Raw genomic sequence first — 12571 nt, forward strand, 5'->3', positions numbered from 1 at the left:
GGGGGCACGGCGCAGGTCAGCCCCGCAGCCGCCAGGCGTGGTCGACCGGGCCGATCCCCGCGCCCAGCGCGAAACCGGCCGCGATCGCCCCGGTGACGTACTCCTTGGCCGCCGCCACCGCCTCGGGCATCGGCCGGCCCTTGGCCAGCTCGGCGGCGATCGCGCTGGCCAGCGTGCAGCCGGTGCCGTGGGTGTGCCGGTTGTCGTGCCGCGGGGCGCGGAACCAGTGCTCCTCGCCGTCCTGCCCGGCCAGCAGGTCCGCCGCCTCGCCCGGCAGGTGGCCGCCCTTGACCAGCACCCAGCGCGGGCCCAGCGCCAGCAGCGCGTCGGCGGCCGGGCGCATCTCGCCCTCCTCCAGCACCGTGATGCCGGTGAGCTGCGCCACTTCGTGCAGGTTGGGGGTGGCGAGGGTGGCGTGCGGCAGCAGCCGCTCGCGCACGGTGGCCACCGCCTCGGCGGCGAGCAGCGCGTCACCGTGCTTGGAGACGCCGACCGGGTCGACCACCACCGGCACGTCCACGCCGGCGAGCAGGTCGGCGACCGTCTCGACCAGCTCGATCGAGGCCAGCATCCCGGTCTTGACGGCCTGCACCCCGATGTCGTCGACCACGCTGCGGAACTGCGCCCGCACGGCTTCGGCGGGCAGCTCCCAGTAGCCCTGGACGCCGAGCGAGTTCTGCGCGGTGACCGCGGTGATCACGCTCATGCCGTGCACGCCGAGGGCGAGCATCGCCTTGAGGTCGGCCTGGATGCCGGCGCCGCCGCCGGAGTCGGAGCCGGCGATCGTCAGCACGCGCGGCGGGGCCCCGCGGGGATCCGTGGTGGTGGGGGTGGTTGCAGCCATGGCCCCAACCTACCGGGCACCGCTCAGAGCACGGCTTCCGATTCCGCCCAGCGGTCGTGCGGCACGGTCTTGAGCCGGGTGACCGCCTCGGCGACCGGGACCAGCTCGATCCCGGTGCCGCGCAGCGCGGTGAAGTGGCCGAAGGCGCCCTGGTGGACGGCCTCCACCGCGTGCCAGCCGAACCGGGTGGCGAGCACCCGGTCGCGGGCGGTGGGCGTGCCGCCGCGCTGGGTGTGGCCCAGGATCACCGGGCGGGCCTCCTTGCCGAGCAGGTCCTCCAGCTCGTGGGCGAGCCGGGTGCCGATCCCGCCGAAGGTCTGGTGACCGTACTGGTCCACCTCGCCGTGGTCGAAGCGCAGCGTGCCGGGCATCGGCTTGGCGCCCTCGGCGACCGCGATGATGGCGAACTTCTTGCCGCGCGAGAAGCGCTCCTCGATCATCCGGGCCACCGCCTCGATGTCGAAGGGCTTCTCCGGGATCAGGATGCCGTGGGCGCCGGCCGCCATGCCCGCGGTGAGCGTGATCCAGCCGGTGTGGCGCCCCATCAGCTCCACCACCATGACCCGCTGGTGCGACTCGGCGGTGGTCTTGAGCCGGTCGATGGCCTCGGTGGCCACGTGCACGGCGGTGTCGAAGCCGAAGGTGACGTCGGTGGCGTCGATGTCGTTGTCGATGGTCTTGGGCACGCCCACCACCGGCAGGCCGGACTCGCTGAACATCTTGGCGGCGGTCAGGGTCCCCTCGCCGCCGATCGCGATCAGCGCGTCGATGCCGAGCTTGTCGGCCAGCGGCCGGGCGTTCTGCACCGCCCACTCGATCTTCTCGCGGTGCACCCGGGCCGAGCCGAGGATGGTGCCGCCCAGGGTGAGCAGGCCGGTGACGTCGTCGTGCCCGACCAGCCGGCCGCGGCCCTCGATCAGGCCCAGGAAACCGTCCTCGATGCCGAGGATCTCGTCCCCGTGCACGTCCACTCCCCGGTGCACCACCGAACGGATCACCGCGTTGAGCCCGGGACAGTCGCCACCGCTGGTCAGCACACCGATTCGCATGGACAGCAGGGTACGCGGTACGCCACCCGGCCCCCTGCCGCGGCGCTCCGCCGGGCCGCGGGAGCACGGCGGGCGGCGGTGCGACGGGCCGCGGCGGGCGGCCCTCACTCGGCGAAGTGGTCCCAGCCGGCCGTCCGGTCCCAGGGCGCGCCGTCGACCGTGACCCGGCCCTTGCCGGCGCTCCGGGCCACCCCGGTCACCTCACCCACCACCCGCCAGCGGGCAGGCAGTTGGACGCTGCGCGGGAAGGTCGCCACGATCGCGTGGTCCTCGCCGCCGGAGAGCACCCAGACCAGCGGGTCCACCCCGACCGCCTGGCCGATGTCCGCCATCTGCGCCGGCACGTCGAAGTCGGCGGCGTGCAGGTCGATGTCCACGCCGCTGGCCGTCGCGACGTGCCCCAGGTCGGCGACCAGGCCGTCGCTCACGTCGATCATCGCGGTGGCGCCGAGCTCGCTGGCCGCCGGGCCCGCGTGGTACGGCGGCTCGGGACGCCGGTGCGCCTCGACGAAGGCGCGCGGCGAGCGGAACCCGCGGGAGAGCACCGTCAGCCCCGCCGCCGACCAGCCCAGCCAGCCGGTCACCGCCACCACGTCACCCGGCTGGGCGCCGGAGCGGCGCACCGCGGCGCGGCCCTGGAGGTCGCCCAGCGCGGTGATGGCCAGCGTGATGGTCTCCCCGCGCACCACGTCGCCGCCGACCACGGCGGCGCCCGCCACCTGGCACTCGTCGCGCAGCCCGTCCATCAGTTCGGTGGCCCAGGTGGTCGGCAGGTCGGCCGGGACCACCAGGCCCAGCAGTATCGCGGTCGGCACCGCGCCCATCGCGGCGATGTCGGCGAGGTTCTGGGCGGCGGACTTGCGGCCCACGTCGTAGGCGGTGGACCAGTCGCGGCGGAAGTGCCGACCCTCGATCAGCACGTCGGTGGTGGCCACCACGCGGCTGTCCGGGGCGAGGACCACGGCCGCGTCGTCGCCCGGGCCGATCTCCACCGCCGCGGTGAGCGGCAGCCGGGCGGTGAGCTCCCGGATGAGCCCGAACTCGCCGAGCTCGCCCACGGTCCCCTGCATATGCCGTCCTCTCCCGATGCCTACCGGACCACGCGGTGCGGGGTGCTGCGCGCTCCCCGCGCGAAGCGTACGCCCCTGGGCCCGCCCGGGGTCTCCCCTCCCGGGCCCGGGGCGCGGTAGCGTGGTGATCCAGTCTCTTGCGGCGTGCCCGCACCACCACCCAGCCGCGCGGGCCGCTCCAGCGTCGAACAACCAGTCGTACCGGCAGTCGTGCACCACCCGTGCACCACCTCTGCAACCAGTCGTGCGTCCAGTCGGACCACCACCCCCAGCCGCCGGGAGGTCCTCCGTGGTACAGGCCTACATCCTGATCCAGACCGAAGTGGGCAAGGCCACCGCCGTGGCCGAGTCCATCGCCAAGATCGAAGGCGTCCTGCAGGCCGAGGACGTGACCGGCCCCTACGACGTGATCGTCCGGGCCGAGGCGGGCACCGTCGACGACCTGGGTCGCCTGGTCGTCGCCCAGATCCAGCAGGTCGAGGGCATCACCCGGACGCTGACCTGTCCCGTGGTGCACATCTAGCGAGGAGCGACGAACAGCGCGCACCCGCCGCGCCGGAGCCCGCCAGGGGCGATCCGGCGCGGCGGTGTCGTGTCACGGCTGGAACGGAGCGAGGAGCGTCGGCGCCGGGTCAAGAGCGCCCGGCGGCGAGCGAGCTCCAAAAAGGGGACCTCTCAGCGCAGCCCGGTGGAGCGGCGCAGCGCCGCCTGCAGCAGCCGGTCGATCAGCTCGCGGTAGGGCACGCCGGTGGCCTCCCACATCTTCGGGTAGGCCGAGATCGGCGTGAAGCCGGGCATGGTGTTGATCTCGTTGACCACCCAGCGGCCGTCGGTGAGCAGGAAGAAGTCCACCCGGGCCAGGCCCTCGCAGCCGAGCGCCTCGAAGGCGGCCACCGCCAGGCGGCGGATCTCGGCGCTCTGCGAGCCGTCCAGCTCGGCGGGGATCCGCACCTCGGAGGAGTCGATGTACTTGGCCTCGAAGTCGTAGAACTCGTAGCCGCCGCCGACCAGGATCTCGGCCGGCACGCTGGCCCGCGGGCCGTCCTCGAACTCCAGCACCGCGCACTCGATCTCGCGGCCCTCGAGCATCGCCTCGACGATCACCTTCGGGTCGTGCCGGCGGGCCTCCTCGATCGCCCGGTCGAGCTCGGCGGGGTCCTTGACCTTGGTGATCCCGATGCTGGAGCCGGCCCGGCAGGGCTTGACGAAGACCGGCAGGCCCAGCTCGGCGATCCGCTCGCGGGCGGCGGCGCGGCCGGCCTCGCTCTCCCAGTCGCGCGGGCGGACCACGGTGTACGGGCCGATCCCGATGCCGAAGGAGACCAGCACCCGCTTGGTGTACTCCTTGTCCATGCCGACCGCGCTGGCCAGCACGCCGGAGCCCACGTAGGGCACGCCGGAGAGTTCCAGCAGGCCCTGGACGGTGCCGTCCTCGCCCCACGGGCCGTGCAGCAGCGGCAGCACCACGTCGACCTCGCCGAGCAGCTTGGGCACCGCGCCCGGCTCGCTCCACAGCACCTCGCGGGAGGCCGGGCTGGCGGGCAGCACGACCTCGCCCTCGGCCTGTTCGGCGAGCTGCGCGACGTCCGGCAGCACGCCGTCGGTGATGGCCATCCTGGCCGGGTCGTCACCGACCAGGGCCCAGCGGCCCTCGTGGGTGATGCCGATCGGCAGCACGTCGTACTTCGTGCGGTCGATGGCGTTCAGGACGCTGCCGGCCGTGGAGACGGAGATCGCGTGCTCGGAGCTGCGGCCGCCGAAGACGAGGGCGACCCGCGGCTTGCGCTCGGGGCTCGCGGCGTGGGGGGAGGTCGTTTCGATGCTCATATCGGAGTTGAGACTACCGTGCGAGCCCTGCGGTTCCCGGGCGGCGCCACCCGGGCTACCGGCCCGCGCCACCGGCCCGCCCCGGTGGCCGGCCGGCCACCGCCGCAGGTCAGCGCTCCGGCTTCGCCGAGCGGGCCATCAGGCGGCCGAGCACCTCCTGGGTGGGCCGCCCGTTGTGCACGACGTCCACCACCGCCTCGACGATCGGCATGTCGACGCCGCTGCGCCGGGCCAGGTCCAGCACCGCCTCGCAGGACTTGACGCCCTCGGCGGTCTGCCGGGTGGCCGCCACCGTCTGCTCCAGCGTCATCCCGCGGCCGAGATTGACCCCGAAGGTGTGGTTGCGCGACAGCGGCGAGGAGCAGGTGGCCACCAGGTCGCCCATCCCGGCCAGGCCCGCGAAGGTGTACGGCTCGGCGCCCATCGCCACCCCGAGCCGGGTGATCTCGGCCAGCCCGCGGGTCATCAGGGTGGCCTTGGTGTTGTCGCCCAGCCCCATGCCGTCGGCCATCCCGACCGCCAGGCCGATCACGTTCTTGACCGCGCCGCCGAGCTCGCAGCCGACCACGTCGGTGTTGGTGTAGGCGCGGAAGTAGGGCGTGTGGCAGGCCCGCTGGAGCCGCTGGGCGACCGCCTCGTCGGCGCAGGCGACCACGGTGGCGGCCGGCTGCCGGTTGGCGATCTCCAGGGCGAGGTTGGGTCCGCTGACCACCGCGACCCGCTCCGGGCCGACCTCGGCCACCTCGCCGATCACCTCGCTGACCCGCTTGACGGTGCCCAGCTCGATGCCCTTCATCAGGCTCACCAGGACGGTCCGCGGGCCGATCAGCGGCGCCCAGGCGGTCAGCGACTCGCGCAGCTTCTGGGAGGGCAGCGAGAGCACCAGGAAGTCCGCCCCCGCCAGCGCGCCGGCCGCGTCGTCGGTCGCCGTGACGGCGTCCGGCAGCACGATGCCGGGCAGGTAGTCCGGGTTGGTGCGGGTGGTGTTGATGGCGTCCACCAACTCCTTGCGGCGGCCCCAGAGCGAGACCTCGCAGCCGGCGTCGGCGAGCACCATCGCGAAGGCGGTGCCCCAGGAGCCGGCGGTGAACACGGCGCAGCGCGTCATCGGCCGGCCTCCTTCTGCTGCTGCCGGCTCTGCTGGGTCTCGTCGGTGGCCTGCTTGGCCCGGTCGCGGGCCGCCGTGCGCAGGTCGTAGCGCTCGGCGGGGGCCTGCTCGCCGCGGATGCCCTCGAGCACCGCGGTGATCGCCGCCATGATGTCCTCGGTCGCCGAGCGCAGCACCTGCGCGGTCAGCTCCTGGCCCTGGTAGCGGCTCAGGTCGACCGGCGGGCCGGCCACCACCTGCACCCGGTGCCGCGGGAAGAGGCTCACCTTGGCCTTCTTCCCGCCCAGGCCCCGGCCGTAGGGCGGGACGATCTCGTGCGCGCCCCAGTGCGCCACCGGGATCACCGGCGCGCCGGTCATCAGCGCCACCCGGGCGGCCCCGCTCTTGCCGGTCATCGGCCAGATGTCCGGGTCGCGGGTGATCGTGCCCTCCGGGTAGAACTGCACGACCTGGCCGTCGTTGACCGCGTCGATGGCGGCCCGGAAGGCCTGGGCGGCGTCGGTGGAGTCGCGGTAGACCGGGATCTGGCCGGTCTTGCGGAGCATGAACCCGATGAACGGCACCGAGAAGAGCGAGGACTTGCCCAGGATCCGCGGCGGCCGGCCGCTGTTGTACTGGAAGTGGGCGTAGACCACCGGGTCGATCACCGAGTTGTGGTTCACCACCGTCAGGAAACCGCCCTCCTTGGGGAAGTTCTCCCAACCGCTCCACTCGGGCTTCACCAGCGCGGTCGTCACCGGCTTCACCAGGACCGCCGCGAAGCGGTACCAGATTCCGTAGTCGGCGTTGCCGAAACTGGCGTACGAGCGGCGGGCCACCCCAGGTCCTCCTCGTGTGGTGCGGCACGTGGGGTGCCGCGGCGGTCGGTTCGGCCATCCTCTCCGGGGCGCCCGGCCCTGTCGAGCAGGGGCCGCGCGGGCCGCGCCCCGAGTGACCAATCGCACGCCGCCCCCGGGAGAACTCCTGGCGGACCCGCACGGACCGGCGCGACAATGACGCGGATGACCGAGCACACCGTACGCCCCCTCGCCCCCGCCGCGCGGGACCGGTCGGCCGCCTGGACCCTGGTGCTGCCGCTGAAGCCGCTGGCCAGGGCCAAGAGCCGACTCGGCGGGTACGCCGGGGAGCGGCGCGCCGACCTCGCGCTGGCCTTCGCCCTGGACACCGTCGCGGCCGCGCTCGACTGCCCCGCGGTGGGCCGGGTGCTCGTGGTCTCGCAGGACCCGGTGGCGGGGCCGCTGCTGGCCGCGGCCGGCGCCGAACTGGTCACCGACGAACCGGGCGGTGGCCTCAACCCCGCGCTGGCGCACGGCGCCGCGCACGCGCGGAGGTCGCACCCCGGTACGCCCCTGGCCGCGCTCTCCGCCGACCTGCCGGCGCTGCGCCCGGCCGAACTGGCCCGGGTGCTGGCCGCGGTGCCGGCCGGCCGGCGGGCCTTCCTGGCCGACACCCCGGGGGTGGGCACCACGCTGCTGGCCTGCCAGGGCGGCCGCAGCCTGGAGCCCGCCTTCGGCGGCGCCTCGCGGCGCCGGCACACGGACGGCGGCGCGCTCGAACTCGCGCTGGCGGACGTGCCGTCGGTGCGCCGGGACGTGGACACCGCGGCGGACCTGGCCGAGGCGCTGCTGCTGGGCGTGGGGCCGTACACCGCCGAGGTGGCCGCGGCGCTGGTCTGACCCACGCGCCCGGCTGGCCCGCAACCCGCCCCGCAACCCGCCCCGCGACCCCGGTCCGGGCCGCGGACGGCGCGGGCCGGGCGGGCGCGGCGGCCGTATGCTGCAGGCATGCAGGCCACCGCGTTCACCTACGACCCCCAGACCCGGGCCGGCTCCGTCCTGCTGGACGACGGCACCCCGGTGCCCTTCGACGCCGCCGCCTTCGACGCCGGCGGCCTGCGGCTGCTGCGCCCCGGACAACGGGTGCGGATCCGCACCGAGGGCACCGGCGAGGCCCGCCGGGTGGTCTTCGTGACCCTGCAGACCTTCGCCGACCCGGCCGAGAACGCCGATCCGGCCGCATCCTGACGCACCGTCACCACGCGCCGCCCGGCGGCGCGTCCACCCCGTACGGCGCAACGCCGCGGCGGCCCGCCCTCCGAACCGGAGAGCGGGCCGCCGCGGCGTTGCACGGCCCCTGACGGGCCGTCAAGTGACCAGGTGGACCGGAGCGACTACTTCGCGGCGGTCTTGCGGGCCGTGGTCTTGCGGGTGGTGGTCTTCTTGGCCGGGGCGGTCTTCTTGACCGCGGCCGCCTTCTTCGCGACCGTCGCGGTGGCCTTCTTGGCCGTGGCGGTGGTCTTCTTCGCCGCAGCCGCCTTGGTGGCCGGAGCCGCCTTCTTCGCGGTGGCGGTGGTCTTCTTCGCCGCGGCCGCCTTGGTGGCCGGAGCCGCCTTCTTCGCGGTGGCGGTGGTCTTCTTGGCCGCGGCCGCCTTGGTGGCCGGAGCCGCGGCAGCGGCGGCGGCGCGCTTGGTGGCGGCGCGCTTCACGGCGGCGGTGGTGCCGCTCTTGCCCGGGGTGAGCGAGCCCTTGGGGGCCTTCTTCACCGAGGGGCCGTCCTTCGGCAGCTTCTTGCTGCCGCTGACCAGGTCCTTGAAGCCCTGGCCGGGGCGGAAGCGCGGCACCGAGGTCTTCTTGACCTTGACCTTCTCGCCGGTCTGCGGGTTGCGGGCGAAGCGCGCGGAGCGCTCCACCTTCTCGAAGGTGCCGAAACCGGTGACCGACACCCGGTCACCGGCCACAACGGCACGCACCATGGTGTCGAGCACTGCGTCGACGGCCTCTGCGGCAGCCTTGCGACCACCCAGCTGCTCGGCCACCGCTTCGACAAGCTGAGCCTTGTTCACGTCTTCCCCTTCAGAAACGGGCGCCGGATGATTCCATCCGTTCAATTCGCACGTTAGGCATCTATTTGCGGACTTTCAATTACCAAACGCGCGAATCACCCTAGTGTCGCAATGGATTTGCGCGTCTGCGACCTCAGCCGACGGGCGGGCGCCCCTCGTCGAGGTCCTGCACAAAGCGACTCAACCGCCGTGCCGCCTCCGGGAGATCGCGCTTGGCGGTCTCGGTGACGATCAACAGCTGCCGGGTGAGAGCGGTCTTTGCCCCAGCGGACACGTGCAGCGCGTGCACGCGGGCGTGAGCCTGCTTCAACCGCTCTGCCACAAGCGCGTAGAGCGCCGCGACTTCCGGGTCGTCCGGTCCCTCAGCGGGTGAGGTCTCGACGTCCAGCCGATCGTCAATTCGACTCCCGGCATCCCGGACCGCGAACTCCGACGACACGGGATCGCTGCCCGCGTACGGAGGTTCGTGGTGCCGGTGCATGCTCTGATTGTGCCATCTACTCAGAGTTGCGACGCGCGGGCCCCATCCTGGGACAAATCCGGGCCCGGATGTTCACTCGACGTCAGCAGTGAACTCCCCCCCGCAACCGACCGATGGCCCGCCCCCCTTCCGGGGAGCGGGCCATCGGGCACGGCGTCAGAATGCGGCGGCTCAGCGCACCGGCAGAGTGAGCGGCTTGAACGCCGGCCGGGTCCGCTCGAACGCGGTGATGTCATCAGCGTTCTGCAGCGTGATGCTGATGTCGTCCAGGCCGTTCAGCAGCCGCCAGCGGACGTTCTCGTCCAGTTCGAACGAAGCCGTCACGCCCTGCGCGCGCACCTCGCGGGCCTGCAGGTCGACGGTGATCTCGGCGCTCGGATCGGCCTCGATCAGGGTCCAGAGCTGATCCACCGTCTCCTGCGGCAGCACCACCGTGAGCAGGCCGTTCTTCAGCGAGTTGCCGCGGAAGATGTCGGCGAACCGCGAGGAGATCACGGCCTGGAAACCGTAGTTCTGCAGGGCCCAGACGGCGTGCTCGCGCGACGATCCGGTGCCGAACTCCGGACCGGCCACCAGGACGGTGGCGCCCGCGCGCTCGGGGCTGTTCAGGATGAACGACTCGTCCTTGCGCCAGGCTTCGAAGAGTCCGTCCTCGAAACCCGAGCGGGTGACCTTCTTGAGCCAATGGGCGGGGATGATCTGGTCGGTGTCCACATTGCTGCGGCGCAGCGGGACGCCCCGACCGGTGTGGGTGGTGAACTTCTCCATCGCTCAGACCTCCGCGGCGACGTTGGACGGCAGATCGGACGGGGCGGCCAGCGTGCCGAGCACGGCGGTGGCGGCGGCGACCTGGGGCGAGACCAGGTGGGTGCGCCCGCCCTTGCCCTGGCGCCCCTCGAAGTTGCGGTTCGAGGTGGAGGCGCAGCGCTCGCCGGGGGCCAACTGGTCGGGGTTCATGCCCAGGCACATCGAGCAGCCCGCGTGCCGCCATTCGGCGCCGGCGGCGGTGAAGACCTTGTCCAGGCCCTCCTCGACGGCCTGCAGGGCGACCCGCACCGAACCGGGCACCACCAGCATCCGCACGCCCTCGGCGACGGTGCGGCCCTCGATGACGGCCGCGGCGGCCCGCAGGTCCTCGATCCGGCCGTTGGTGCAGGAGCCGACGAAGACCGCGTCCACGGTGACCTCGCGCAGCGGGGTGCCCGCCCGCAGGCCCATGTACGTCAGGGCGTTCTCGGCGGCGACCCGCTCCTGCGGGTCGGCGAAGGAGGCCGGGTCGGGCACGCTGGCGCCCAGCGGGGCGCCCTGGCCCGGGTTGGTGCCCCAGGTGACGAACGGGGTCAGCTCGGAGGCGTCGATGAGGACCTCGGCGTCGAAGACCGCGTCCTCGTCGGTGGCCAGCGTCTTCCAGTAGGCGACCGCGGCGTCCCAGTCCTCGCCCTGCGGGGCGTGCGGACGGCCCTGGAGGTAGTCGAAGGTGGTCTGGTCCGGGGCGATCATGCCGGCCCGGGCGCCCGCCTCGATGGACATGTTGCAGATGGTCATCCGGGCTTCCATCGACAGCCCGCGGATCGCCGAACCGCGGTACTCCAGGACGTAGCCCTGGCCGCCGCCGGTGCCGATGCGGGTGATGATCGCCAGGATCAGGTCCTTGGCGGTGACGCCCTCGGGCAGTTCGCCCTCCACCGTGATCGCCATCGTCCTGAACGGCGCCAGCGGCAGCGTCTGGGTGGCCAGCACGTGCTCGACCTGGCTGGTGCCGATGCCGAACGCCAGCGCGCCGAACGCGCCGTGGGTGGAGGTGTGGGAGTCGCCGCAGACCACCGTGGTGCCGGGCTGGGTCAGTCCCAGCTGCGGGCCCACCACGTGGACCACGCCCTGCTCGACGTCGCCCAGCGAGTGGATCCGCACACCGAACTCGGCCGCGTTGCGGCGCAGGGTCTCCAGTTGCACCTTGGAGACCGGGTCCGCGATCGGCTTGTCGATGTCGAGGGTGGGTGTGTTGTGGTCCTCGGTGGCGATCGTCAGGTCGGTGCGGCGGACGGTGCGCCCGGCCAGGCGCAGGCCGTCGAACGCCTGCGGGCTGGTCACCTCGTGCAGCAGGTGCAGGTCGATGTAGAGCAGGTCGGGCTCGCCCTCGGCGCGCCGGACGACGTGGTCGTCCCAGACCTTCTCTGCGAGTGTCCGTCCCATCGCGTTCCCTCCAGCCGGCCGCTCTGCCGGCCTTCTCGTGTCGTTGAGGTCACTTCCCGTGCCGCCGCCCTCGTGGGGGGCACGCGCCGGTCGACCCGCACACCGGATCGGTGACCCCGGGCAGGCCGGTGGAACGGGCCTGCTCCGAGGGTGTCTCCCGGGCTGCTTCATCCAGAGTGGCGCTTTTCTCCGCGGATTGAACTTGCGTCTCGCGGAATGAGACTGCAGTATCGACGTATGGACAACTCTAGCGGCGTCGGCGTTCTCGACAAGGCCGCTCTGGTGCTGAGCGCACTGGAGTCGGGCCCCGCCACGTTGGCGGGGCTGGTCGCCGCCACCGGCCTGGCGCGGCCCACCGCCCACCGACTCGCCGTCGCACTCGAACACCACCGCCTGGTCACCAGGGACATGCAGGGCCGGTTCATCCTCGGCCCCCGACTCGCCGAACTCTCCGCCGCCGCGGGCGAGGACCGGCTGCTCGCCACCGCCGGCCCAGTGCTCACGCACCTGCGCGACGTCACCGGGGAGAGCGCGCAGCTCTACCGCCGGCAGGGCGAGATGCGCATCTGCGTGGCCGCCGCCGAGCGGCTCTCCGGCCTGCGCGACACCGTGCCGGTCGGCAGCACGCTGCCGATGAAGGCCGGTTCGGCCGCGCAGGTGCTGCTCGCCTGGGAGGAGCCCGAACGGCTCCACCGCGGGCTGCAGGGCGCCCGCTTCACCGCCACCGCGCTCAGCGGCGTGCGGCGCCGCGGCTGGGCCCAGTCGATCGGCGAGCGGGAGCCGGGCGTCGCCTCGGTCTCCGCGCCGGTCCGCGGTCCCTCCAACCGCGTGGTGGCCTCGGTCTCGGTCTCCGGCCCCATCGAGCGGCTCACCCGCCACCCGGGCCGGCTGCACGCGCAGGCCATCATCGAAGCCGCCAACCGCCTCACCGACGCCCTGCGCCGGGGCTGAGGCCCCCGACGACCGAACGCCCCGCCCGGGATCCGGAGCGGGGCGTTCTGGGCGGTGGACGCGGGACGGCGACGGCCGGGGGCGGTCCGGGGAGGCTTCACCGGGCCCGGAAACAGAAAAACCCCCGGATGACCGGGGGTGTTACCACTGGCTGGGGTACCAGGACTCGAACCTAGACTAAATGAACCAGAATCACTCGTGCTGCC

General features: G+C 73.2%; 14 protein-coding genes. 4 read left to right on the forward strand and 10 right to left on the reverse strand.

The features are described 5' to 3' along the window. Nucleotides 1-16: 16 nt before the first annotated feature. The 3 genes from thiD to ABD323_RS33085 all read right to left on the reverse strand — a co-directional run bounded on the left by thiD (nt 17) and on the right by ABD323_RS33085 (nt 2963). The gene (thiD, locus tag ABD323_RS33075; protein ID WP_344445751.1) at nt 17-844 is read right to left on the reverse strand and encodes a bifunctional hydroxymethylpyrimidine kinase/phosphomethylpyrimidine kinase; all 828 of its coding nucleotides are present in this window, start codon (nt 842-844) and stop codon (nt 17-19) included. A gap of 23 nt (nt 845-867) precedes the next feature. Continuing rightward, entirely contained in the window at nt 868-1893 is a 1026-nt protein-coding gene (locus tag ABD323_RS33080; protein ID WP_344445752.1) for a 6-phosphofructokinase, read from the reverse strand. A gap of 104 nt (nt 1894-1997) precedes the next feature. Next, nucleotides 1998-2963: a thiamine-phosphate kinase gene (locus ABD323_RS33085; protein WP_344445753.1), complete on the reverse strand. Its 966-nt coding sequence runs from the start codon at nt 2961-2963 to the stop codon at nt 1998-2000. Nucleotides 2964-3252: 289 nt separating this feature from the next. Here ABD323_RS33085 and ABD323_RS33090 point away from each other — a divergent pair, with 289 nt between their 5' ends. Next, entirely contained in the window at nt 3253-3486 is a 234-nt protein-coding gene (locus ABD323_RS33090; RefSeq protein ID WP_344445754.1) for an Lrp/AsnC family transcriptional regulator, read from the forward strand. A gap of 152 nt (nt 3487-3638) precedes the next feature. Here the strand turns inward: ABD323_RS33090 and ABD323_RS33095 are convergent, their stop codons facing one another. From ABD323_RS33095 to ABD323_RS33105, 3 genes are all read right to left on the reverse strand, one after another. Next, nucleotides 3639-4790, reverse strand: a complete 1152-nt coding sequence (locus ABD323_RS33095; RefSeq protein ID WP_344445755.1) for a D-alanine--D-alanine ligase family protein — start codon at nt 4788-4790, stop codon at nt 3639-3641. Between the two features lie 109 nt (nt 4791-4899). Then, complete coding sequence (locus ABD323_RS33100) at nt 4900-5898, reverse strand: NAD(P)H-dependent glycerol-3-phosphate dehydrogenase (RefSeq protein ID WP_344445756.1); 999 nt, start codon at nt 5896-5898, stop codon at nt 4900-4902. After that, nucleotides 5895-6716 (reverse strand): lysophospholipid acyltransferase family protein, encoded by an 822-nt coding sequence (locus tag ABD323_RS33105; protein ID WP_344445757.1) that lies wholly within the window; start codon nt 6714-6716, stop codon nt 5895-5897. Before ABD323_RS33105 ends, ABD323_RS33100 begins: the two co-directional genes overlap by 4 nt. Before the next feature lie 183 nt (nt 6717-6899). Here ABD323_RS33105 and cofC point away from each other — a divergent pair, with 183 nt between their 5' ends. Both cofC and ABD323_RS33115 read left to right on the forward strand, forming a co-directional pair. After that, the gene (gene cofC, locus ABD323_RS33110) at nt 6900-7574 is read left to right on the forward strand and encodes a 2-phospho-L-lactate guanylyltransferase (RefSeq protein WP_344445758.1); all 675 of its coding nucleotides are present in this window, start codon (nt 6900-6902) and stop codon (nt 7572-7574) included. A gap of 108 nt (nt 7575-7682) precedes the next feature. Next, complete coding sequence (locus ABD323_RS33115) at nt 7683-7922, forward strand: hypothetical protein (RefSeq protein ID WP_344445759.1); 240 nt, start codon at nt 7683-7685, stop codon at nt 7920-7922. A 146-nt stretch (nt 7923-8068) separates the two neighbouring features. Here the strand turns inward: ABD323_RS33115 and ABD323_RS33120 are convergent, their stop codons facing one another. The 4 genes from ABD323_RS33120 to leuC form a co-directional block, all read right to left on the reverse strand. Further along, nucleotides 8069-8740, reverse strand: a complete 672-nt coding sequence (locus ABD323_RS33120) for an HU family DNA-binding protein (RefSeq protein ID WP_344445760.1) — start codon at nt 8738-8740, stop codon at nt 8069-8071. A 133-nt stretch (nt 8741-8873) separates the two neighbouring features. Beyond that, nucleotides 8874-9128, reverse strand: coding sequence for an SCO5555 family protein (locus ABD323_RS33125; protein WP_344445766.1), 255 nt, complete (start codon nt 9126-9128; stop codon nt 8874-8876). Nucleotides 9129-9392: 264 nt separating this feature from the next. Next, nucleotides 9393-9989 carry a 3-isopropylmalate dehydratase small subunit gene (gene leuD, locus ABD323_RS33130; RefSeq protein WP_344445761.1) on the reverse strand — a complete coding sequence of 199 codons (597 nt, stop codon included), beginning with the start codon at nt 9987-9989 and terminating at the stop codon, nt 9393-9395. A 3-nt stretch (nt 9990-9992) separates the two neighbouring features. Then, on the reverse strand, nt 9993-11414 hold the full coding sequence (gene leuC / locus ABD323_RS33135; RefSeq protein ID WP_344445762.1) for a 3-isopropylmalate dehydratase large subunit: 1422 nt from the start codon (nt 11412-11414) through the stop codon (nt 9993-9995). Nucleotides 11415-11651: 237 nt separating this feature from the next. Here leuC and ABD323_RS33140 point away from each other — a divergent pair, with 237 nt between their 5' ends. Next, complete coding sequence (locus ABD323_RS33140) at nt 11652-12365, forward strand: IclR family transcriptional regulator (RefSeq protein ID WP_344445763.1); 714 nt, start codon at nt 11652-11654, stop codon at nt 12363-12365. Nucleotides 12366-12571: the final 206 nt, after the last annotated feature.

Origin of the sequence: Kitasatospora nipponensis, from assembly GCF_039528135.1 — a bacterium.
Taxonomy (GTDB): Bacteria; Actinomycetota; Actinomycetes; order Streptomycetales; family Streptomycetaceae; genus Kitasatospora; species Kitasatospora nipponensis.